Annotated in this window: 14 protein-coding genes; 6 read left to right on the forward strand and 8 right to left on the reverse strand. The window is 70.5% G+C overall.

Annotated elements, in window-relative coordinates; genetic code table 11:
- The first annotated feature begins 90 nt into the window (after positions 1 to 90).
- Positions 91 to 1479, forward strand: a complete 1389-nt coding sequence (locus F0344_RS03200) for a cytochrome P450 (protein ID WP_185297318.1) — start codon at positions 91 to 93, stop codon at positions 1477 to 1479.
- A 60-nt stretch (positions 1480 to 1539) separates the two neighbouring features.
- On the opposite strand, the gene F0344_RS03205 is transcribed toward F0344_RS03200, so the two are convergent.
- From F0344_RS03205 to F0344_RS03235, 7 genes are all read right to left on the reverse strand, one after another.
- Positions 1540 to 2523 carry an ABC transporter substrate-binding protein gene (locus F0344_RS03205; RefSeq protein ID WP_185297319.1) on the reverse strand — a complete coding sequence of 328 codons (984 nt, stop codon included), beginning with the start codon at positions 2521 to 2523 and terminating at the stop codon, positions 1540 to 1542.
- Position 2524: 1 nt separating this feature from the next.
- The gene (locus F0344_RS03210) at positions 2525 to 4507 is read right to left on the reverse strand and encodes an ABC transporter permease (protein ID WP_185297320.1); all 1983 of its coding nucleotides are present in this window, start codon (positions 4505 to 4507) and stop codon (positions 2525 to 2527) included.
- Positions 4507 to 5568, reverse strand: a complete 1062-nt coding sequence (locus F0344_RS03215) for a quaternary amine ABC transporter ATP-binding protein (RefSeq protein WP_185297321.1) — start codon at positions 5566 to 5568, stop codon at positions 4507 to 4509. The genes F0344_RS03210 and F0344_RS03215 overlap by 1 nt, the downstream gene beginning before the upstream one ends.
- Positions 5565 to 7190: a GMC family oxidoreductase gene (locus F0344_RS03220; protein WP_258049626.1), complete on the reverse strand. Its 1626-nt coding sequence runs from the start codon at positions 7188 to 7190 to the stop codon at positions 5565 to 5567. Before F0344_RS03220 ends, F0344_RS03215 begins: the two co-directional genes overlap by 4 nt.
- A gap of 68 nt (positions 7191 to 7258) precedes the next feature.
- Positions 7259 to 8761 (reverse strand): aldehyde dehydrogenase family protein, encoded by a 1503-nt coding sequence (locus F0344_RS03225; RefSeq protein ID WP_185297322.1) that lies wholly within the window; start codon positions 8759 to 8761, stop codon positions 7259 to 7261.
- 324 nt (positions 8762 to 9085) lie between these two features.
- On the reverse strand, positions 9086 to 11374 hold the full coding sequence (gene yicI / locus F0344_RS03230) for an alpha-xylosidase (protein ID WP_185297323.1): 2289 nt from the start codon (positions 11372 to 11374) through the stop codon (positions 9086 to 9088).
- Positions 11371 to 14268 (reverse strand): glycoside hydrolase family 3 C-terminal domain-containing protein, encoded by a 2898-nt coding sequence (locus F0344_RS03235; RefSeq protein ID WP_185297324.1) that lies wholly within the window; start codon positions 14266 to 14268, stop codon positions 11371 to 11373. The genes yicI and F0344_RS03235 overlap by 4 nt, the downstream gene beginning before the upstream one ends.
- 416 nt (positions 14269 to 14684) lie before the next feature.
- Here F0344_RS03235 and F0344_RS03240 point away from each other — a divergent pair, with 416 nt between their 5' ends.
- The 5 genes from F0344_RS03240 to F0344_RS03260 all read left to right on the forward strand — a co-directional run bounded on the left by F0344_RS03240 (position 14685) and on the right by F0344_RS03260 (position 22646).
- Positions 14685 to 16355: an extracellular solute-binding protein gene (locus tag F0344_RS03240; protein ID WP_185297325.1), complete on the forward strand. Its 1671-nt coding sequence runs from the start codon at positions 14685 to 14687 to the stop codon at positions 16353 to 16355.
- Position 16356: 1 nt separating this feature from the next.
- Positions 16357 to 17379: an ABC transporter permease gene (locus F0344_RS03245; protein WP_185297326.1), complete on the forward strand. Its 1023-nt coding sequence runs from the start codon at positions 16357 to 16359 to the stop codon at positions 17377 to 17379.
- A 2-nt stretch (positions 17380 to 17381) separates the two neighbouring features.
- Complete coding sequence (locus F0344_RS03250) at positions 17382 to 18320, forward strand: carbohydrate ABC transporter permease (RefSeq protein ID WP_258050233.1); 939 nt, start codon at positions 17382 to 17384, stop codon at positions 18318 to 18320.
- Between the two features lie 79 nt (positions 18321 to 18399).
- Positions 18400 to 20634, forward strand: a complete 2235-nt coding sequence (locus tag F0344_RS03255) for a sialidase family protein (protein WP_185297327.1) — start codon at positions 18400 to 18402, stop codon at positions 20632 to 20634.
- A 14-nt stretch (positions 20635 to 20648) separates the two neighbouring features.
- Positions 20649 to 22646, forward strand: coding sequence for a beta-galactosidase (locus F0344_RS03260; RefSeq protein ID WP_185302489.1), 1998 nt, complete (start codon positions 20649 to 20651; stop codon positions 22644 to 22646).
- 79 nt (positions 22647 to 22725) lie between these two features.
- Here F0344_RS03260 and F0344_RS03265 read toward each other — a convergent pair whose 3' ends face one another.
- Positions 22726 to 23739 carry a LacI family DNA-binding transcriptional regulator gene (locus F0344_RS03265; RefSeq protein WP_185297328.1) on the reverse strand — a complete coding sequence of 338 codons (1014 nt, stop codon included), beginning with the start codon at positions 23737 to 23739 and terminating at the stop codon, positions 22726 to 22728.
- Positions 23740 to 23950: the final 211 nt, after the last annotated feature.

Below are 23950 nucleotides of genomic sequence, written 5' to 3' on the forward strand. Positions count from 1 at the left end.
GCTCGCCGGGAATCCTGTTGTCCGCGTTCGAACAACTGACCTCGTGGAGCTACGCTCGACAACTCACGTACCAGGGAGCGGAGTTCTTTCATGTCCAGCGATGCGGATACGGAAACGGGTACCGACAGCGGCACGGCCGTCGGCGACGCGCGGCGCCACACCGTCGTACCGGGCCCCAGAGGGTTGCCGTTCCTCGGCAACCTGCCCCGGTTCGCGAAGGACCCCCTCGCCTTCTTCGAGCAGCTTCGCGGTCACGGGGACATGGTGAGCTGGCGCTTCGGCCGTAACCGCTGTGTGTTCATCTCCGATCCCGCGTGCATAGGCGAGCTGCTCACCGAGACGGAGCGCACCTTCGACCAGCCGGCGCTGGGCATCGCGTTCCGCACGGTGATGGGCAACGGTGTCGTCGTGGCACGCGGGACGGACTGGCGGCGCAAGCGGTCGCTGGTCCAGCCCTCCGTGCGGCCCAAGCAGGTGAAGTCGTACGCCTCGACGATGGCCGAGTGCGCGGTGGAGCTGGCCGACACCTGGTCGGGTGGTGAACGCGTCGACATCAAGCGGGAGATGGCGGCCCTGACGCAGAGGATCGCGGTGCGCACCATCTTCGGCGTGGACACCCCGGCCGACGCGCAGGCCATGGGCCGGGCCATGGATGTCGCCCAGCAGGAGATCGGCAAGGAGTTCAGCGGTATCGGCGCGATCCTTCCCGACTGGGTGCCGACACCGGGCCGGGCCAGGATCCGGAAGGCGGCCGCCGTCATCGACGCCGAGGTGGCCCGGGTGGTGGCCCGGCACCGCGACGGCGACGGGGAGCGGCCCGACCTGCTGAGCCGGCTGCTCACCGCGGTCGACGAGACCGGCGCGCACCTCTCCGACGAGGAGATCCGCGACGAGACGGTGACCCTCTACATCGGTGGCCACGAGACGACGAGTTCGACGCTGGTGTGGGCCTGGTATCTGCTGTCGCGCAATCCGGAGGCGCGCGCGGTCCTCACCGAGGAACTGGACCGGGTGCTCGGCGACCGCGAGCCCGGATTCGACGACTACGCCCAACTGACGTACGCGCAGTCGGTAGTGAAGGAGACTCTGCGCCTGTATCCGACGATCTGGCTGGTCACCGGGGTGGCCAAGGAGGGGGCGCGGATCGGTGGCGTACCGATGCCGGAGGGCACCCGGGTGTGGAGCAGCCAGTGGGCGACCCAGCGCGACGCGCGCTGGTTCCCCGAGCCGGAGGCCTTCCGGCCGGAGCGCTGGGACCCGGAGGGCGGTGACGAGATCGAGGAGTACGCGTGGTTCCCGTTCGGCGGTGGCCCGCGCGTCTGTCTCGGTACGCGCTTCGCGATGGTGGAGGCGGTGCTGATCCTGGCCGTGCTGGCGCGCCGCTTCGACCTGGACGTGGACCCGGGCGAGATCGGGCACGTGCCGTCGCTGACCCTGCAGCCCGACCGGGACGTGACGGCGACGGTGCGGGCCCGCTGAGGATGCGGCAGGTGCTGCCGGGGACGGCCGTCACCGGCAGCACCTCACCTCAGCGCTGCCCTACTTCCGCAGCCACTTCTTCCACACCCCGGGGTTCTTCCCGATCCAGCGCTCGGCCGCCTCCTGCGGGGTGAGCTTCTCCGAGGCGATCATCCTGGACACCTCGTTCTGCGCGTCCTCGGTCCAGTTGAACTTCTTGAGGAAGTCGGCCGCCTCGCCGCCGCGCTGGGAGAAGTCCGCGTTCAGGTACTTCTGCAGCGGTGTCGTGGGGTAGGCGCAGTCGATGTCCGCCGGGTCCTTGGCGGCGCACGCCTCGGTGTACTCGGGGAGCTTCACCTCCACCATCGGCACCTCGTTGAACAGCCACTGCGGCTGGTACCAGTAGCTGAGGAAAGGCTTCTTCTCCTTGGCGAACTGCTGGATCTGGGTGATCTGGGCGGCCTCGGAGCCCGCGAAGACGACCTTGTAGTCGAGGTCGAGGTTCTTCACCAGTGCGGTGTCGTTGGTGACGTAGGACGGTGAACCGTCCATGAGCTGGCCCTTGCCGCCGCTCTCCGGGGTGCGCAGCTCGTCGGCGTACGTGTCGAGGTTCTTCCAGTCCGTGACGTCAGGGTGCTCGTCCGCCCAGTACTTCGGCACGTACCAGCCGATGTGGCCGGTGACGCCGAGGTCACCGCCGCGGACGATGGTCTTCTTGTCCTCGACGTACAGCTTCTCCTGGTCGGGGTGGCCCCAGTCCTCCAGGATCGCGTCGACGCGGCCCTGGCTGAGGGCGTCCCATGCGGGGACCTCGTCGGTCTGGACGAGGTCGACGCGGTAGCCGAGTTCGTCCTCCAGGAGCTTCTGGGCGACGGCCACGTTGGCCTGCGCGCCGACCCAGGACTGCACGGAGAGCGTGACGGTCCTGATGCCCGCCGGTGCGGCGAACGGTGAGGTCTGCTTCGTCATGTCAGCCGCGCCGCAGCCGGTGACGGCGAGCAGGGCTGCGGCCGACGACGCGGCCGCGAGGACGCGGGTACGGGTCCGGATCGGCGTACGAGCCATGTCAGCTCTCCTTCGGCGCGGTGCGCGTGGTGGGCTGGGTGACCCGGTCGAGCATCAGCCCCAGGCAGACGATGGCGGCGCCGGCCACGAGACCGGTGGCCAGCTGGCCCTGGGCCAGGCCCAGTACGACGAGGTATCCGAGCGCGCCCGACCCGACGAGTGCCCCGATGATGACCACGGCGAGGACGAGGACGACGCCCTGGTTCACGGCGAGCAGCAACGCCGGCCGGGCCAGCGGCAGTTGTACCTGGCGCAGCTGCTGGCCGCTGGTGGCGCCCAGGGAGCGGGCGCACTCCATGGCAGCCGGGTCGACGCCCCGCAGCCCCTGGGTGGTGATGCGGATGACGGCCGGGAGCGCGTACACGATCGCCGCGGCCGCGGCCGGGGCGCGGCCGATGCCGAAGAGGGCGACGACCGGGATGAGGTAGACGAACTGCGGCAAGGTCTGGAAGACGTCCAGGAGGGGGCGCAGCAGGCGTTCGAACCGTTCGCTGCGGGCGGCGCCGATGGCGATGCCGAAGCCGAGGACCAGGGTGACGGCCACGGCGGCGACGACCTGGCCGAGGGTGTCCATCGAGGGCTCCCAGACACCGAGGACTCCGATGGCCGCCATGGCGAGCACGGCGGTGAGCGCGGTGCGCCAGGTGCCGATGGTCCAGGCGAGGGCGGCGACGATCAGCAGCACGGACCACCAGGGCAGGCCCTGGAGCCCGCTGCGGAGCGGGTTGAGTATCCAGCTGGTGAAGTGGGCGGCCCAGTCGGCGGTGCCGCCGACGACCGGGACCCCGGTGTAGATGTGGTCGACCATCCACTCCTTGGCGGTGTTGACCGGCCCGGCGATGGCGACGATCGCACCCTCGGGCCAGATCCGGCCGCCGGTGAACCGGCCCACGACCGCGACGACCGCCACGAGCACGGCCGCCAGGCCCCAGCCGCGTGCGCCCCGGAGGGCGGCGGGGCCGGTCGGCTCCGTGCCGATCCGGCGGCCGGCGGCCTCGGTCGTGCGGTCCAGGACGACGGCGAGCAGCACGATCGGGATGCCGGCGGCGAGTGCGGCGCCGACATCGACCGAGGACAGTGCCTGGTAGACGCGGTCGCCGAGGCCACCAGCGCCGATCACGGAGGCGATGACGGCCATCGAGAGGGCCATCATGATCGTCTGGTTGAGGCCGAGGAGCAGTTCCTTGCGGGCCAGCGGGAGCCTGGCCGTGAGCAGCCGCTGCCTGCCGGTCGCGCCGAGGGAGGTGACCGCTTCCATGACGCCCGGGTCGGCGCCGCGCAGACCGAGCGCGGTGAGCCTCGCCATCGGCGGAGCCGCGTAGACGACGGTCGCGAGGACCGCGCCGGGCACCCCGATGCCGAAGACCAGGGCGACGGGCAGCAGATACGCGAAGGCGGGCAGCACCTGCATGGTGTCGAGTACGGGGCGCAGCGCCCGGTACGTACGGTCCGAGAGTCCGGCCGCGAGGCCCAGGAGAACGCCCAGGGCCACCGAGGCGAGCACGGCGACGACCATCAGGGCGAGGGTCTGCATCGTCTGCACCCACATGCCGAGCAGACCGCAGACGAGGAAGGAGACCGCGGCGGTGAGCGCGAGCCGCGGTCCGGCGGCCCGCCAGGCCACGACGGCGGCGACCGCCGTGACTCCGGCCCAGCCGAGGGCGAGCAGCAGCAGGTAGACGCCGCGCACGGAGAGGACGACGGCGTCGCTGACGTGGCCGAAGAAGTAGAGGAAGAGGGGGTGGCTGTCGCGGTTGGCGACGATCCAGTCGTTGACCTCGCCGAGCGGCGCGGTCAGGTCGACGGTCAGCGCGCCGGGCCAGGCCGCACCGCCCCAGCGGGCCTGCACGACGGGTACGGCGACAGCGGCGATCAGTGCGAGGACCAGCAGCTTCGCGAGAGAAGGGCGGCGCAGGAGCGCCAGGACCTGGCGGCGGCCCGGCGGTCCTGACACGGCGGGGGTGGCGGCTTGGGCGGTGGCCATCAGGCGGTCACCTCCTGGGTCCCGACGGCTGCCGTGCCCGCGACGACCCCGAGCAGGCCCGCGTGGTCTACGACACCGACGAGCCGGCCGTGGTCCACGACGCGGGCCGCCGGGTCCCCGGAGCGTGCGACGGCTTCGATGGCCTCGGAGACGGTGGCGTCGGGGCGGAGGGCGGGACCGCGGTCGGCCTCGCCCGCGGCCGGGGGCCGCATCGCGCCGGCGACCGTCAGGACCTGTTCGCGCGGCACGTCGCGGACGAACTCGCGTACGTAGTCGTCGGCGGGCGAGCCGACGATCTCCTCGGGGGTGCCGAGCTGGACGATGCCGCCGTCCCGCATGAGCGCGATGCGGGTACCCAGGCGCAGCGCCTCGCTCAGGTCGTGGGTGATGAAGACCATGGTCCGGCCCTCCTCCTGGTGCAGTCGGACGACCTCGTCCTGCATCTCCCGGCGGATCAGGGGGTCGAGAGCGCTGAACGGTTCGTCGAAGAGCAGCACGGACGGGTCGACGGCGAGTGCGCGGGCCAGGCCGACGCGCTGCTGCTGACCGCCGGAGAGCTGCGAGGGGCGACGGTCCTCGAGCCCGGCGAGCCCGACCTTCTCCACCAGTTCGGCTGCCTTGAGCCGTCGTTCGCGCTTGCTGAGGCCCTGGATCTCCAGGCCGTAGGCGACGTTGTCGAGGACGGTGCGGTGCGGCAGCAGTCCGAAGTGCTGGAAGACCATGGCCGCATGGTGGCGGCGCAGTTCGCGCAGGCGCGTGCGGTCCATCGCGAGGACGTCCTCGCCGTCGATGGCCACGGTACCGCTGGTCGGTTCGATCAGCCGGGTCAGACAGCGTACGAGGGTCGACTTCCCGGAGCCCGACAGGCCCATGACGACGAAGACCTCGCCCTTGCGGACGTCGAAGGAGACGTCCCGTACGGCGGCGGTACAGCCGGTGCGTTCCCGCAGTTCCGCCGGGGGCAGCTCCGCGTGCTCGCTGCCGGGAACGCGGTCGGCCTTGGGGCCGAAGACCTTCCAGAGGTTCCTGACGGCGAAGACAGGGGTATCGGTCGCGTTCATCGGACATCGCCTCCGGCGGTCGTACCGAACGGGGTCGTACCGAGCGGGGTCGTACCGAGCGGGGTCGTAGCGAGCGGGGTCGTAGCGAGCAGTTCCGCGCACTTCTCGCCCACCATGAGGACGCCGATCATCGGGTTGACGGCGGGCATGGTCGGGAAGACGGAGGCGTCGGCGATCCGGATGGATTCGAGCCCCCTGATGCGCAGATGGGGATCGACCACGGCCGCGGCGTCGTCGGCCGCACCCATCCGGCAGGTGCCCGCCGGGTGGTAGACGGTGTGCGCGACCTTGCGGGCGTACTCGCTGATGTCCTCGTCCGAGGTGACCTCGGGGCCGGGGCACACCTCGCGCTTGAGCCAGCGCGCGAGCGGTTGCGTCTTCGCTATCTCGCGGGCGAGCTTGATCCCGTCGACCAGGGTGCGGCCGTCGTAGTCGTCCTCGTCGGTGAAGTAGCGGAAGTCCAGGGCTGGTTTGACCTCGGGGTCGGCGCTCGTGAGGAAGAGGCGGCCCCGGCTGCGCGGCTTGGGAATGTTGGGCGTCATCGACACACCGTGCTCGGGACGCTCGTAGCCGAGGCGCTCCGGGTTGTCGGTGAAGGGGATCTGGTAGAAGTGGAACATCAGGTCGGGGCCCCGGGAGCCGGGGTCCCGCCGCACGAAGAGGCCCGCGTCGGAGTCCATCGCGGAGTTCTCCGGGATCGGCCCGTCGGTCTCCCAGACGATGACCGATTCCGGGTGGTCGAGCAGGTTCTCGCCGACGCCCGGAAGGTCGTGGAGCACCGGGATGCCGAGCGCCTCCAGGTCCCTCTTCGGGCCGATTCCGGAGTGCATCAGCAGCCGGGGGGTGTCCACCGCGCCCGCGCAGACGATCACCTCACGCGTGGCGCGCAGCAGCAGCTCCTCGCCCTCCTTGGTGCGCACGTGCACACCGGTGGCGCGGTTGCCGTCGAACTCCAGCCGGTGGGCCCAGGTCTCCAGCAGGATCGAGAGGTTGGGGCGGTCCCCGGCCTCTATGTGCGGGTGGAGGTAGGCGACGGAGGCGGAGGAGCGCTTGTTGTTCTCCGGGTGGTAGGCGAGGTCGAAGAAGCCGACACCCTCGTGGAACGGCTGCCTGTTGAAGCCTTCGACGCGCGGGACCGCGGCGGCGGCCTGCGCCGCGTCGACGAAGTCGCGCGCGATGGCGTTCCGGTCCTTCTCGTCGACCGGCACGATGTGGTTGCGCAGACGGGCGAAGTACGGGTCCATGGCGGCCGCGTCCCAGCCTTCGGCACCTGCCTCGGCCCACTCGTCCCAGTCGCCCGGCAGGGGCTTGAAGCTGATCAGGGTGTTGTGCGAGGAGCAGCCGCCGAGCACCCGGGCGCGGCTGTGGCGGATGTGGGAGTTGCCGCGCGGCTGTTCCGTGGTCGGGTAGTCGTAGTCCAGGTCACCGCCGAGCAGTCCGAGCCAGCGGCGCAGGGTGAGCACGTCGTCGCGGTCGATGTCGGTGGGACCGCCCTCGATCACGGTGACGGTGACGTCGGGGTCCTCCGTGAGGCGGGAGGCGATGACCGAGCCGGCCGTGCCGCCTCCGACGATCACGTAGTCGACCGGTTCAGGCCTGGCTTGGCGGGGAGTCGGGTACATCGGTCACTGCTCCTTCTACAAGGTTCGTGCGTGTACGGGGTGCCGCGAACAGGTGGTCGGCAGTCGGGTCAGCCGGCGAACCAGCGCTGGGGGCGGGGGTTGAGGTTCTGGTAGATGTGCTTGGACTCGCGGTACTCCGCGAGTCCCGTGGGGCCGAGCTCACGGCCCGTGCCGGACTTGCCGAAGCCGCCCCACTCGGCCTGCGGGAGGTAGGGGTGGTAGTCGTTGATCCAGACCGTGCCGTGGCGCAGCCGTCCCGCGACCCGGCGGGCGCGGCCCGCGTCGGTGGTCCAGACGGCGCCCGCGAGGCCGTAGTCCGTGTCGTTGGCGAGGGTGATCGCTTCTTCCTCGGTACGGAACGTCTCGACGGTGAGGATCGGGCCGAAGGTCTCCTCGCGGACCACCTTCATCTCCCGGTGGCAGCCGTCCAGGACCGTGGGCCGGTAGAAGTAGCCGTTGGCGGGCCGTACCGGGGAGGGTCCGGGGCGGGCCCCGCCGGAGCGGACGACCGCGCCCTCCTCGCGCGCGGAGGCGACGTACGCCTCTACCTTGGCGAGCTGCTGGGCGGAGACGAGCGGTCCGCATTCGACGCCGTCCGCGGTTCCGCGGCCGAGCCTGATGGCGTCGGCGCGGCGGGCGAGCTCGGTGACGAAGCGTTCGCGGACCGACTCCTCGATGATGAGCCGGGCGCCGGCGGAGCAGACCTGGCCGCTGTGGAAGAACGCGGCGTTGAGGGCCTGGTCGACGGCGGTGTCGAAACCGTCCTCGGTGGCGCAGGCGTCGGCGAAGACGACGTTGGGGTTCTTGCCGCCGAGCTCCAGGGCGACCTTCTTGACGGTGGGCGCCGCGGCCTGTGCCACCTTCGTACCGCTGGCGAGTCCGCCGGTGAAGGAGACCAGGTCGACGTCAGGGTGCTCGGAGAGCCGCGCGCCCACAGGGTCGCCCGCGCCGGTGACGAGGTTGGCCGCGCCGTCGGGCAGTCCGGCCTCGGAGAGCAGCCGGATCAGGTGGACGGTGGAGAGCGGCGTGACCTCGCTGGGCTTCAGGACGAAGGTGTTGCCGGCCGCGAGCGCGGGCGCGATCTTCCAGCTGGCCTGGAGGAGGGGGTAGTTCCAGGGGGCGATCAGGGCGCAGACGCCCACCGGCTCGTGCACGACGATGCTGTGGACGTCGGGGTCGCCGGCGTCGACGACCCGGCCGCCGCTCTCGTTCATCACGAGGTCGGCGAAGTAGCGGAAGGCGTTGGTCACGTCGTCGACGTCGACGCGTCCCTCTTCGAGGGTCTTGCCGGTGTCCTGGCTCTCGACGAGGGCGATCTCCTCGCGGTCGCGCTGGAGGAGGTCCGCGACACGGCGCAGCAGCCCGGCACGTTCGGCGACGGGCCGGTGCGGCCAGGGGCCGTCGTCGAAGGCGCGGCGCGCGGCGGCGACGGCCCGGTCCGTGTCCTCGGTGCCCCCTTCGGCGACGAGCGCGAGGACGGTGGCGTCCGCGGGGTCGATGATCTCGCGCGTCGCGCCTGATGCGGCGGCCTGCCACATGCCGTCGATATGAATGGTGTCGAGCGCCGCCATGTTCTGTATCTGCCTTCCATGCCGAAATGCTCCCCGCCGGGTCGGCCGGGGAGCGTCTGCGCGGGCGGCCACGATTCGGTCGCACCGGCGACCTGGCTACCTCCCCGGTCCGGCGGAATGTATGCCAGGAATTTCACGCTGAGTGACGCGACTCACTCTGCGCAGCCCTCGGCATCCCGGAAACACGGCGGCCCGCCGGAGGTCCCTGGTGCGGGACCCACGGCGGGCCGGCGGCGTCCCGTGAGCGGTCAGGCGCTCCCGGTACGGCTCTGCGGTGGATCGAACGGCGACGGATCGAACGGCGACGGAACAGGCGGCGACGGATCAGACAGCGACGGTGACCGTCCCGGACCCCTCCCCCGTCCTGCCCGTTCCCCCCGTCGTTCCCGGGCCCTCCACGCTCACGCGGTACACCCGGTCCGTCCCCCGCGCCGTCACCCGCACGGTGCCGTCCTCGCGTACGACGCGGAAGACGGCGGCCGGAGCGCCCGAGAGGTCCGGTACGCAAACGGTCCGCTCGGCGGCGGCCGGGCCGAACACCCTCAGAGTGAGGCCGTCCAGCCAGTCCCCGTCCGGCCGCTGGTCGTCGGCGCCCCAGGGCAGTACGGCTCCAGGCCGGACGAGCAGCGGCAGGCTGTCGAAACCATGCCTCTCCTGGTGCCATCCGGGGCCGGTGATCAGCTCGCCGGTCAGCAGGGAGGTCCAGGTGCCCTCGGGGACGTAGAACTCCACCTCGCCGTCGGCGGAGAAGACCGGGGCGACGAGCACGTCGGGGCCGAGCATGTACTGGCGGTCCAGCGTGCGGGTGGCCGGGTCCCCGGGGAACTCCACCAGCATGGGACGCATCACCGGGACCCCCGTGCGGTGTGCCTCGGCTGCCACCCCGTACAGATACGGCATCAGCCGGTGCTTGAGGAGGGTGAACCGCCGTGCCACGTCCACCGCTTCCTCGCCGAAGGCCCACGGCACCCGGTAGGACACGTTGCCGTGGAGCCGGCTGTGCGAGGACAGCAGCCCGAAGGCGAGCCACCTCTTGAAGACCTCCGGATCGGGAGTGCCCTCGAAACCGCCGATGTCATGGCTCCAGAAGCCGAACCCGGACAGGCTCAGCGAGAGCCCGCCGCGCAGCGACTCCGCCATCGCGGTGAACGAGGCGAAGCAGTCGCCGCCCCAGTGCACCGGGAACTGCTGGCCGCCCGCCGTCGCGGAGCGGGCGAAGAGCACCGCCTCGCCGTGACCGCGCTCCTTCTCCAGGAGTTCGAAGACGGTGCGGTTGTAGATCTGCGCGTAGTAGTTGTGCATCCGCTCGGGGTCGGAGCCGTCGTGCCAGACCACATCCGTGGGCACGCGCTCACCGAAGTCGGTCTTGAAGCAGTCGACACCCTGGTCGAGGAGGACCCGCAGCTTGCTGTCGTACCACTCGCGCGCGTCGGGGTTGGTGAAGTCGACGAGCGCCATGCCCGGCTGCCACAGGTCCCACTGCCAGACGTCGCCGTTCGGCCTGCGCACCAGATAGCCGTGCTCGGCGCCCTCCGCGAACAGCGCGGACTTCTGTGCGATGTACGGGTTGATCCACATGCTGATCCGCAGTCCGCGCTCCTTGAGCCGGGCCAGCATGCCTTCCGGGTCGGGGAACACGTCCGGGTCCCAGAGGAAGTCCGACCACTGGTACTCGCGCATCCAGAAGCAGTCGAAGTGGAAGACGGTGAGCGGGATGTCACGCTCGGCCATGCCGTCGACGAAGGAGGTGACGGTCTCCTCGTCGTAGGAGGTGCAGAACGAGGTGGTCAGCCACAGGCCGAACGACCAGGCGGGCGGCAGCGCGGGCCGGCCGGTCAGCGCCGTGTAGCGGGACAGCACCTCCTTGGGTGTCGGACCGGCGACCACGTAGAACTCCAGCGACTGGTCCTCGACGCTGAACTGCACCTGGCCGACCGACTCGGAGCCGACCTCGAAGGCGACCTTGCCGGGGTGGTTGACGAAGACGCCGTAGCCGCGCGAGGAGAGGTAGAACGGGATGTTCTTGTAAGCCTGTTCACTGCTGGTGCCGCCGTCCGCCTGCCAGATGTCCACGCTCTGCCCGTTCTTCACGTACGGCGTGAAGCGCTCGCCGAGGCCGTAGACGTTCTCGCCCACCGCCAGAGCGAGTTGGGCGATCATGTGGTGGGCGCCGTCGGGTGTGGTGGCGAAGGCCGTCCCCTTGGTGTCGACTCCCGTGAGACGTCGCCCCTGGTCGTCGAGGAACGTCATTCCCCACGGGCCCTCACCGTCCATGCGCAGGGTCAGCGGACCGCTGGTCAGTTCGGTGACCGCGCCGTCACGGTGGACACGGGCGGCGGATGCGGCGTCGGGGCCGGGCAGGAGGGTGAAGTCGGGCCCGCGTCTCGCCTTTCCGGCGTGGTGGGTGGTGCGTACGCCGATGACTCCTTCGGCCGGCGAGAAGCACTCCACGGTGATCAGAGGGGTGTTGAGGGTGTCTCCGCGTTCGGCGACGTGTTTGACCGCCGCGTAGGCGGTGAACCGGTCGTCCTCGACGCGCAGATCACGGATCTCGGTCGCGTGGCAGGCGCGGACGCCCTCCCGCATGAGCCAGAAGCCGTTGGTGAATTTCATGAGGACTCCTTGCCGGGGACGAAGGCGAGGTGGGCGAGGCGTACGCCGCCGCGCAGTGCGACCCGTACGTCATGGACTCCGCGGACGGTGAGCTCCGCTTCATGGGTGCGGACGTCGTACGGTCCTTCGCCGCCCGGGACGGCGAGGTCCACCGACCTCCCCTCCACCGTCACCATGACGGACCCCTGACCGGCCGCCGACACGGTGACGGCGCGCGCGCCCTCACCGAAGTCGCACCTCCTGAAGAGGAGCTCACCGCACTCACCGGCGGGGGACACCGCGTCCCCGTCGGTCTTCGAGCGGTCGACGATCACCGTGTGCCGCTGCTCGTCGTAGTCGGCCGCCTCGATTCCGCGTTCCAGGACGGCCCGGGGGCCGGACGGTTCACCCTCGACGACCACGGTGGCCGTGCCCCTGATGTCGGCGCTGGAGGCACCGGCCCGCAGTTCGTACAGGCCCGGCTCGACGGTCCAGCGGCCGTGTGCCACATCCCAGTGGCCGAGCTCGGTCACCGGCACGAGGAACTCGAGACGCTCGCCGGCGCCCGCCGCCAGGTGCACCCGGCGGTGACCGATCAGCTTGCGCAGCGGCAGGTCGTCAGCCGGTTCGACGGCCCTCGCGTAGAGCTGGGCCACCTCGTCGGCGTCGGCCGCACCGGTGTTGGTGACGGTGAGCGAGACCCGGATCACGTCCCGTTCGCGTGCGGCGCTCGGAGCGGAGTAGGTGAAGTCGCTGTACGTGAGTCCGTGGCCGAACGGGTAGAGCGGGGTTCCCTCGAAGTAGAGGTAGGTCTGCCGGGAGCCGATGATGTCGTAGTCCAGCAGGTCCGGCAGGTCGGCGTCGGACGCGTACCAGGTCTGCGGGAGGCGGCCGGCCGGGGAGACGTCACCCGCGAGGACACGTGCGAGTGCGGTTCCCGCGGCCTGGCCACCGTGCGCGGTCCACAGCAGGGCGGGCAGGGTGGCCGCCGCCTCCGTGACCGCGTACGGGTAGGCGGAGGTCAGCACCAGGACGGTGCGCGGGTTGGCCGTGTGCGCGGCGCGCCACAGCCGCTCCTGCTGAGGCGGCAGGTCGAGCGTCGCACGGTCCTCGGTCTCCCGGCCGTTGATGTGCGGGTCGTTCCCCGCGACGACGATCACGGTGTCGGCAGCCGCCGCGGCACGCGCCACGGCGTCCTCGCCGCGCTCGGTCACCTCGACGTCGAAGACCGTACCGAGTGCGGCGGAAACTCTTTCGCCGGCGTCGGCAACCTTTACCCCGTCGGCGGCGACAGTCACGTACCCACCTGTCCCGACGTGCAGAAGGCGGTGTCCGCGGTCGTGTCCCGCCAGCCCCTTCGGTCCTCCCACCGCTTCCACCGCTTCCAGGCGGAACGTCTCCTGGACGACCCAGCCGCCCGGTTCGTCGGCGGACGCCCGTACGTATCCGTCGTCCGCGACCGACAGATAGCGGCCCTCGGCTGTACGCAGCGTGAGGACACCGCCGCCCCAGTCGACCAGGGCGAGTTCGGTGGCCCGCTCCCCGCAGGTGAGGGGCGGCAGGTCGGTGCGGCCCGCGAGCAGCGCCGGGTCGAGGGCGCCCTCGGCGCCGCGCGCCGTGTCCGCCTCCCCGTCCGCGTCGGGGACCTGGAGCCAGCCGTCGGCGCACTTCAGCCGGACCCGGTCCGCGCCCTCGGCGAACACCACGTTCTCGGCGCCGTACCGTTCCCGCAGCCCGTCGAGCGGGCTGGAGCGGTGCAGGAGCGTGCCGCTGTACCAGTCGAGCTTGCAGGCGTCCGCGAGGAGCCCGACGACGGCGACGGTCCGGCCGGCCTCGGGTGCGAGGGGCAGCAGCCCGTCGTTCTTGAGCAGGACCACGGCCTGCTCGGCGGCCTCCTGGGCGAGCGCGCGATGCTCCGCCGTGTCGAAGTCGGCGGCGCCCGCGTACGGGTCGAGGTCCGGGTCGAACTCGCCGAGCGAGAAGCGCAGGGCGAGCAGCCTGCGTACGGCGGTGTCGATGTCGCTCTCGTCGATCAGGCCCTTGGCGAGCGCGTCACGGATGCGCCCGGTCATCACGGCGGAGTCCTGGCCGTGATCGGTGAAGCTGTCGACACCGGCCTTCAGCGCGGCGGCGGTCGCTTCCTCGTGGGTGTCGAAGTAGTGCTCGGAGTCGACCAGGTTGGAGGGCGCCCCGGCGTCCGAGCAGACGACGAGGGACTGCTCGGTCCAGCGGCGCAGCTGCTGGTCCAGGAGCGGCGATACGTGGTTGGGGCGGCCGTTGACCAGGTTGTACGCCGGCATGACACCGGCGACGGCACCGGCCCGCACGGCGTCGCGGAAGGCCCGCAGGTCGTACTCGTGCAGGACGCGCGGGCGGACCGACGAGGAGGCGGTGTCGCGGTCGGTCTCGTTGTTGTGCGCGAGCCAGTGCTTGAGCACCGGGGCCGTCCGCCAGTAGCGCGGGTCGTCGCCGCGCAGCCCCCGGGTGTACGCGACGGCGATGGCGGAGGTCAGCGCCGGGTCCTCGGCGTAGCCCTCCTCGCTCCGGCCCCAGAGGGGATGGCGCAGCAGGTTCACTGTCGGGGCCCAGACGTTCAGGCCGACGCGGTCGTCCTCGGCGCGCTTGGCGCGGACCTCGTTGCCGACGGCTTCGCCGATCCGGCGCACCAGCTCGTCGTTCCAGGTGGCGCCGAGACCGACGGCCTGCGGGAAGACGGTCGCGGTGCCCATCCAGGCGACTCCGTGGAGTGCTTCCTGTCCGGTGCGGAACGCCCCGAGGCCCAGTCGCTCCACAGGAGGCGCGAACTGGTGGAGCATCGCGATCCGTTCGTCGAGCGTGAGCCGCCGGAGCAGATCGTCGGTGCGCCGGGCGAAGGGCAGCTGCGGGTCGCGGAAGGGCAGCGAATGGTCCGTCACGTGCGGGTCCCCTTGGAGAGGTGGGAGGTCTGAGCGCTCCGGTCGAGGCGCAAGCCGGAGAAGATCTTTCGAAGCGCTTCGATGCTCCGTGCCGAACCCGGCAGGTGTCAAGGGTGCGGCACCCCTCAGCCGCGCCCTGACGCTCCATCGAGGCCTGGCTGCCGCCCGCAGCACAAGGGAAACAGAACGGAAACAGCTCCGAGGAATCCGCGATCGGACTCTTGTGCGGCTGGATGGCTTCACTTAACCTCGCTGCAACATCGAAGCGCTTCGACAGTGCTTCGACAGTGCTTCGACACCGCTGTGTATCACGCCGGTTCATCCGGTCCGGTCAGTAACGCCCCACCTCAGACACAGGAGCCGATCGGCGGTCGCCCGCCGTGTGTCGTCCTGGTGCGCCTCGAAGGGTTGACGCAATGACGCCGAATTCCTCCTCTTCCCCGAGCCGGAGAAGCTTCCTCGCCTCCACTGCGGTCGTGGTGGCCGCCGTGGGAGGCGGGATACCTCTGCTCGCCGCGTGCGGCGGCTCGGGCAACGAGAAGACCGAGGGCACCACGACCGGCAAGAAGCTCAAGGGCCTGCTGCCGGCGTACGTCCCGTCGCAGGCGGTCACCCCGGACATCCCCTCCAAGAACGGCTCCGCGATCGGCTTCACCACCGCGAAGCCCGCCGGCCAGCTGGCCGTGTCCGTACCGAAGAAGCTGGGCAAGGGCGGCGAGGTGAGCATCATGGCCCCGCTGTGGGGGACCTCGCCGGGCACCGGCAACGCGTACTGGACCGCGATGGACGAGGCGTCCGGTGTCAAGGTCAAGTGGCAGAACCAGGACGGCAACGTCTACGGCCAGAAGCTGGGCGCGGTCCTGGCCTCCAGCAACGTCCCCGACGCCGTGGTCGTGCCCGGCTGGGAGCTGAACGGCAAGATCCCGAGCGCGATCGCCAACAAGTTCGCCGACCTCGGCCCTTATCTGGCGGGCGACAAGGTCAAGGCGTACCCGAACCTCGCGGCCATCCCGACCGGCGCCTGGCAGCGGGCGGTCTTCGGCGGCAAGCTGCGCGGGCTGCCCATGCCCGCCGAGTCCACGCCGAACATCGCGCCGTTCTACTCGCCCGGCTTCTTCGAGGAGAAGGGGTACGAGGTCCCCACCACCACCCAGGAGTTCTTCGACCTCTGCAAGGAGATGAACGCTCCGAAGAGCAAGGTGTGGGCCTGCGGTGACATGACCTGGTCGGCGTTCGCCTTCTTCGGGGCGCTGCCCGAGAAGCCGCACTACTGGCAGCTCGTGGACGGCGAGCTCGTCAACCGCTACGAGACCGACGAGTACCTCGAGGCGCTGGAGTGGTCGCGCTCGCTGTACTCGGCCGGTTTCGTCCACCCCGACGTGAAGGCCGAACAGGGCGACCAGAAGAACCTGTTCTCCTCGGGCAAGCTCCGGATGTACAACGCCGACATCTCCGACTGGTACGGCGCGACGGCCGTCCAGCGGCTGGCCGACCCGAAGTTCTCCATGGCGGCGATGGACATCTTCGCCCACGACGGCGGCAAGCCCAGGCTGTACGCGGGATCTCCCTCCAACATCTGGTGCTTCATCAGCGAGAAGGCCGACAGGAAGAAGATCGAGGAGGTCCTCGCCCTCGCCAACTTCACCGCGGCCCCGTACGGCACCAAGGAGCAGCGTCTGAAGGCGTACGGCGTGGAAGGTGTGCACCACACGGTCAAGGACGGTGTGATCACCAAGACCGAGGACGGCAACAACGAGGTCTTCGCGACGTACGAGTACATCGCGAGCCCGGCGGCCTTCCGCGCCTTCCCCGACCACCCGGACGTCGCCAAGGGCATGGTCGAGTGGCAGCAGCGTCAGGGCGCTCACACGCAGAAGCCGCTGTTCCACGGCATGCAGGTCCAGGAGCCGGCCCGCTACGCGGAGCTGAACGCCCAGTTCGAGGACCTGGAGAAGGACATCGTCCGCGGCCGCAAGAAGATCAGCGACATGCAGCGACACGTCTCCGACTGGCGCTCGCGCGGCGGCGACAACCTCCGTGACTGGTACAAGAAGCTGCTCGACGAGACCGGCGACTCGGCCTCCTGACATGGTCGACACCGAACCCCGCACCAAGGCCGGGGCACCCCGCCCGGCCGCGAAGAAGAAGCGGGCCGAGGCCGTCAGGGCCGTGAAGTCGGCAGGCGGGATCACGCTGCGGCACCGGCTGCGGCGTGATCGCACGCTGATCCTGATGACGCTCCCGGCGATCCTCCTGCTCGTCGTCTTCGCGTACATCCCGCTCGCCGGAAACGTCGTGGCCTTCCAGGAGTACGACCCGTACGTCGCCGACAACGCCTTCCAGGCGATCCTGCAGAGCCCCTGGGTCGGCTTCGACCAGTTCCAGCAGATGGTGAACGACAGGCTGTTCTGGTCGGCGCTGCGCAACACGCTCGCGATCTTCCTGATTCAGCTGACGCTGTTCTTCCCGGTCCCCGTCCTCCTGGCCCTGTTCATCAACAGCTTCGTCCGGCCGCGCGTCCGGGCCGTCGCCCAGGCGGTCCTCTACCTCCCGCACTTCTTCTCCTGGGTGCTCGTCGTCACCGTCTTCCAGCAGATGTTCGGCGGCGCCGGCCTCATCGCGCAGACCCTGCGGGACCACGGCCACGACGGCATCGACCTGATGACCGACCCGGGTCTGTTCAAGTTCCTGATCACCTTCGAGATGATCTGGAAGGACGCCGGCTGGGGCGTCATCGTCTTCCTCGCGGCCCTGGCCTCCGTCAGTCCCGACCTGTACGAGGCGTCCGCGATGGACGGGGCGAACCGGTGGCGCAGGATGTGGCACATCACGCTGCCCGCCCTGCGCCCCGTCGTCGCCCTGTTGCTGGTCCTCCAGGTCGGCAACGCGCTGACCGTCGGTTTCGAGCAGATCCTGCTGCAGCGGACGGCGGTCGGCCCCGGCGCATCGGAGGTTCTGGACACCTACGTCTGGAACGTCGGCATCACCAACGGCGGCTTCAGCTACGCGGCGGCCGTCGGCATCGTCAAGGGAATCTTCGGCCTGCTGCTCGTGCTCGCGGCCAACAAGGTCGCCCATCTCATGGGCGAGCAGGGGGTGTACAAGAAGTGAGCCTGCTCGCAGGGAAACTGAACGGACGGCAGCAGCAGGGCCCGCTCGTGCGGGGCAGGCTGCGGCCCGTATGGGAGGAGGAACCGACCAGGGCGGGGCTCGCGACCAAGGGCGTCGTACTGGTCGGGGTCTGCCTGGCGGTCCTCTTCCCGCTCTGGGTGGTGATCGTCACGAGCCTGTCCTCGGTGAAGACCATCACCGAGACCGGCGGACTGGTCGTGATCCCCCGGGGCATCACCTTCGTCGCCTACCAGGAGCTGCTGGGCGGCGGCCAGGTGACCCGGGCCACCATCGTCAGCCTCTGTGTGACCGTGGTCGGCACGCTGTTCAGCATGACCGTGTCGGTCATGTGCGCGTACGGGCTCTCGCGCAGCGGATCGGTCCTCCACCGGCCGTTCCTGTTCATCCTGCTCGCCACGATGTTCTTCGGCGCGGGGCTCATCCCCACCTACCTGGTGGTACAGGGCCTCGGCCTCACCGACTCCTATCTGTCGCTGATCCTGCCCAGCGCCCTGAACGTCTTCAACATCCTGGTCCTGCGCGCGTTCTTCATGAGCACCGCACAGGAACTCATCGAGAGCGCCCGGATCGACGGGGCCGGCGACTTCCGCATCCTGTGGCAGATCGTCATGCCACTCTCCCGGGCCGTCATCGCGGTGATCACACTGTTCTACGCGGTCGGCTACTGGAGCGCCTGGTTCAACGCCTCGATCTACATCAGCGATCCGGACATGCTCCCGTTGCAGAACATCATGAACCAGCTGGTCCTCAAGCAGGAGCGGCCGGTCGGCCTCGCCCAGGCGATCAACACCGGGGGACTCTCCCCGCTCGCCATCCAGATGGCCGTGATGGTGCTGGCCCTGCTGCCCGTCGCGGTGCTGTCTCCCTTCGTCCAGAAGCACTTCAAGAAAGGCATGCTCACGGGCGCGGTCAAGGGCTGAGCCCGCCCCGCGCCCTCCGTCTCCTCCCCGTGCCCCGCACCGTGCGACCCCGCCCCTCCCCCACCGGAAGGTGTTCGTCATGCGCGATTCGTCCCTCCCCATGCCCCGCCGCCGTACCGTCCTGGCCGGAGCGGCCGTCGCGGCGGCGGCCGTCACCCTGCCGGTCGCGTCGCCCGCCGCGGCCACGTCCCGGCGCGAAAGGGCCACGACCCAGGCGCACCGCTGGCGGACCGCCGCGATCGGCGGCACCGGCTTCGTGACCGGCGTCCTGTTCCACCCGGCCGTCGCCGGCCTGGCGTACGCCCGTACGGACATCGGCGGCGCCTACCGCTGGAACGCGGCCGAGGCCCGCTGGACCGCGCTCACCGATCACCTCGGCTGGGACGACTGGAACCTGCTGGGCGTCGAGGCGATGGCCGTCGACCCGGCCTTCCCCGACCGGCTGTACCTCGCACTCGGTACGTACGCGCAGTCCTGGGCGGGCCCCGGTGCGGTGCTCAGATCGAACGACCGGGGCGCGACCTGGGCCCGCGCGGACCTCACGGTGCGCCTCGGGGCGAACGAGGACGGCCGGGGTGCGGGCGAGCGGCTCCTCGTCGACCCGCGCGACAGCGAGACGCTCTGGCTCGGCACCCGGCACGACGGTCTGCTGCGCTCCACCGACCGGGGTGCCACCTGGGCCCCTGCCTCGTTCCCCGCCACTCCGTCGGCAAGCGGCCAGGGGGTCACGCTGCTCGTCGCGGCGGACCGGACGGTGTACGCGGGCTGGGGCGACGGCGGCACCGCGCTGTACCGCACGGACGGTTCGGGCGGCTGGCAGGCGGTGCCCGGACAGCCCTCCGCCGGCGCGGCGGCGACGAAGTTCCCGGTCCGTGCCGCGTACGACGCCGGCACGCGGGCCCTGTACGTGACCTACTCCGACGGCCCCGGCCCCAACAACCAGTCCAACGGCTCCGTCCACCGGCTCGACACCGTGACGGGTGCCTGGTCCGACGTCTCTCCCGTCGCGCCCACGAGCGGCGACACCTTCGGTTACGGCGGCGTCGCCGTCGACGCGAAGCGCCCCGGCACGGTCGTCGTCTCGACCAACAACCGCTGGGGAGCCGTCGACACCCTCTTCCGCTCCACGGACGGCGGAGCGAGCTGGACCTCGCTGAAGGACTCCGCGGTCCTGGACGTGTCCGAGACCCCGTATCTGCGCTGGGGCGGGAGCGACGCGAAGTTCGGCTGGTGGATCCAGGCCCTGGCCGTCGACCCGTTCGACTCGCGGCACATCGTGTTCGGCACGGGTGCCACGATCTACGGGACGCGGGACCTGGTGCACTGGGCTCCGGAGATCAGGGGCCTGGAGGAATCCGCGGTACGGCAGCTGCTCGCCCCGCCGGCCGGTGGCGCCCAACTGCTCAGCGGTCTGGGCGACATCGGTGTGATGTACCACGACTCGCTGACCGCTTCCCCGTCGCGCGGCATGGCGTCCAACCCGGTCTTCGGCTCGGCCACCGGGCTCGCTCTGGCCACCCTCAAGCCCTCGTACGTCGTACGGGCCGGCTGGCCGTCCGGCGGCGCCGCCGGGGCGTACTCGAACGACGGCGGCGCGAGCTGGCAGCCCTTCGCATCCCAGCCGTCCATCGCCGCCTCGGCTCCCGGCCCGATCGCCGTCAGCGCCGACGGCCGGACGCTGCTGTGGTCGTTCATCCACTGGGACGGCACGAAGTACGCCGCCCACCGCTCCACGGACAGCGGTGCCACCTGGGCGGAGGTCGCCACCTTCCCGAAGGGGGGCACGCCGGTCGCCGACCCGCTCGACTCCACCCGCTTCTATGTGTACGACACCGGCACGGGTGCGGTGTTCGTGTCGAAGGACTCGGGCGCCACCTTCAGCCGCGGTGCCACGCAACTGCCTTCCGGCGACGTCCAGTTCCGCATCGTGGCGGCCCCCGGCCGCTGCGGCGACCTGTGGCTGTCGGCGAAGGACAATGGGCTGTTCCGCTCGACGGACGGCGGCCTCACCTTCACCGCGGTGGCGGGCTGCCAGGCCTCGCACGCCCTCGGCTTCGGCAAGGCGGCACCGACGGCGGGACGGCGCCCCCGGGCCGGTTACCCGGCGATCTTCCAGACCGGCCGGGTCTCCGCCACGTACGACGGCGTGGCGGTGCTGCGCTCCGACGACGCGGGAGCCACCTGGATCCGGATCAACGACGACGCCCATCAGTGGGGCTGGACGGGCGAGGTCATCACCGGCGATCCCCGTGTCCACGGCCGTGTCTACCTCGGCACGAACGGCCGCGGCATCCAGTACGCGGACCCCGCGTGAGAAACGAGACGTTCATGCCGTCCCTCCGGGACGCCACCCGAGGCCGCATCCTCTTCGGAGGCGACTACAACCCCGAGCAGTGGCCCGAGGAGGTGTGGGCCGAGGACGCCCGGCTGATGCGGGAGGCGGGTGTCAACTCCGTCACCGTCGGCGTCTTCTCCTGGACCATGATCGAACCACGCCCGGGGGCACGCGAGTTCGACTGGCTCGACCGGCTGATGGATCTGATGCACGCCCACGGCATCGGAGTCGTACTCGCCACGCCGACCTCGTCGCCACCGCCGTGGATGGGTGCGCGGCACCCGGAGACACTGCCGCGCGCCGAGGACGGCTCAGTGATCTGGTACGGCTCCCGGCAGCACTTCTGCGCCAGTTCGCCCGTCTACCGGCGTTACGCCGCCGCGCTCACCGAGGACCTGGCGGCGCGGTACGCCGACCATCCGGCGCTCACCGTGTGGCACATCAACAACGAGTACTGCACCCACTGCTGGTGCGATGCCACCGCCGAACACTTCCGTCGCTGGCTGGCGGGCCGCCACACCACGGTGGCCGCGCTCAACGAAGCCTGGGGCACGGCCTTCTGGAGTCAGCGCTACGACTCCTGGGCGGAGATCCTGCCGCCGAGGAAGGCCCAGTACCTGCACAATCCGGCGCAGCTGCTCGACTTCAGACGGTTCACATCCGACGCCCTGATGGAGTGCTACGTCGCCGAGCGGGACATCGTCGCCCGGCACAGTCCGCACATCCCGGTGACCACAAACTTCATGCCGCTGTGGTCGGGGCAGGACGCGTGGGCGTGGTCGGCCGAGGAGGACATCGTCTCGGTCGACATCTATCCCGATCCGCGCGACCCGCAGGGCGGCCAGTACAACGCGATGCTCGCCGACATGACGCGTTCGCAGGCCGGCGGGCCGTGGATGGTGATGGAGCAGGCGGCGGGCCCGGTCAACTGGCGTGCGGTCAACCACCCCAAGCCGAAAGGGCTCAACCGGCTCTGGTCCTTGCAGGCCGTGGCCCGGGGCGCCGATGCCATCTGCTACTTCCAGTGGCGGCAGTCCCGGCAGGGCGCCGAGAAGTTCCATTCGGGGATGCTCAGCCACGCGGGCGAGCGGGGCCGGACCTTCGGGGAGGTCAAGCGGCTCGGAGCGGAGCTCGAACTCATCGGCCCCGAGGTGAGCGGCTCAGCCGTGACCGGTGACGTGGCGATCCTGCACGACTGGGACGCGTGGTGGGCGGGCACGCAGGAGGGCCGGCCGTCCTCGCTCCTCTCGTACCCGGAGGTCGTCCAGTCCTGGCACCGCGGCCTCTGGGAGAGCGGTGTCACGACCGGTTTCGCCCGACCGGAAGCCGACTTGAGCGCGTACAGGATGGTCGCCGTCCCCCATCTCTATCTGCTCACGGCCGCGGCGATCGACAATCTGGTCGCGTACGTACGGGGTGGTGGCACGCTCGTCTGCGGTTTCTTCACCGGTATCGCCGACGAGGACGACCGCGTCAGGCCGGGCGGGATGGACTCCCGACTGCGCGAGCTGTTCGGCATCCGTACGGTCCACGAGTGGTGGCCGCTCGACGCGGACGAGGCGGTGGAGTGCGAGGGCTCTCCGGGGATCGAGGGCTTCGAGGGCCACGTCTGGTCGGAGGAGCTGGAGCCGGACGGCAGCGCCGAGACCGTCGCCACCTACCGCGGCGGCGAGCTGGACGGCCTGCCGGCGGTGCTGCGCAAGGACACCGCGTGGTACGTCTCGACCCTGCCCGCCCCGGAGGCCCTGCGTGCACTGCTGGGCCGCGCGGCCGGGGAGGCGGGCGTCCGCCCCGTGGTGGCGGACCTGCCCGCCGGTGTGGAGGCGGTGCGCCGGGGCGACGTGCTGTTCCTGCTGCACCACGGGCGGGGCAGGGTGACGGTCACCCTGCCGGGCCCGCACATCGATCTGCTGACCGGCACGAAGACGGACGGCACCGTCGAACTGGACCGGTACGGAGTCGCCGCGCTCAGGAGCGTCACGGCGGCATGACCGGCGGCGTGGTGCACCGGCTCCCGCTCCCCCGGGGGCCGGTGCACCATGGCCGACCGTACGGGGTACCGGCTCCCGCTCACACTCCTGCGGGGGCCGGTCCCGTGCTGGCTCTGACGGTCAGCTCCGGTGTCAGCAGTTCGACTTCGTCCGTACCGCGTCCGGCGAGTTCGGCCACGACCTGCTCGACCGCCCTGCGGCCCATCTCCTGCGCCGGTATGGCGACCGAGGTGAGCCGCACCGACGCCTGGGAGGCCACCTGGTCGGGGCAGATCGCGACGACGGACACGTCCTCCGGCACGGCGCGGCCCTGCTGCTGCAGCAGGTTGAGCAGCGGCTCGACGGCGGCCTCGTTCTGCACGATGAAGCCCGTGGTGTCGGGCCGCTCGTCGAAGATGCGGGCCAGCGTGCCGGCCATCGCCGCGTACCCGCCCTCGCAGGGCCGGTGCAGCACCCGGACGCCGGTGTCGCGGGCCATGGCCCTTACCCCGTCCACGGTGCGCTCGGCGAAACCGGTGTGCCGCTCGTACACGGCGGCGGCCTCTCCGATCACGGCGAGTTCACGGTGTCCGAGCCCGGCGAGGTGTTCCACGCACAGCGCCCCGGTCGCTTCGAAGTCGAGGTCCACACAGGTCAGTCCGGCCGTGTCGGCGGGCAGCCCGATGAGCACGGCGGCCCGGTCGGTCTCCCGGAGCAGCGGCAGCCGCTCGTCCTGGAGCTCGACGTCCATGAGGATCATGGCGTCCGCGAGGGAACTGCCCGCGATCCGCCGCACGGCCGCGGGACCTTCCTCCCCGGTGAGGAGGAGGACGTCGTACCCATGGGTGCGGGCGGTGGTGGCGACGGCGATGGCGATCTCCATCATCACGGGCACATACATGTCGGTGCGCAGTGGCACCATCAGGGCGATGATGTTGGAGCGACTGCTGGCGAGGGCGCGGGCACCGGCGTTGGGGTGGTAGCCGAGCTTCTGGATACTCTGCTCCACCCGCTCGCGGGTGGCGGCCGAGATGGAGCGCTTCCCGCTGAGGACGTAGCTCACCGTGCTCGCAGAGACTCCGGCATGCTGGGCGACCTCGGCAAGCGTGACCATTCAGCTCTCCATTACGGGACGACGAATGACAGAATCTTCGAAGCGCTTCGACACATGCCTCAGCAACCTTTGACCATCCGACATGCACAGATACCCGGAAGCCTATTGCTCTCTGGACGACCTGTCCAGACAGCCATCGAAGCGCTTCGACACCTCGCCGTCCCTGTGGGTCCTGCTGGTCGGGCTCACCGGAGCGCGGGATACGGGTACC

The sequence above is a fragment of the Streptomyces finlayi genome, assembly GCF_014216315.1.
GTDB lineage: Bacteria > Actinomycetota > Actinomycetes > Streptomycetales > Streptomycetaceae > Streptomyces > Streptomyces finlayi_A.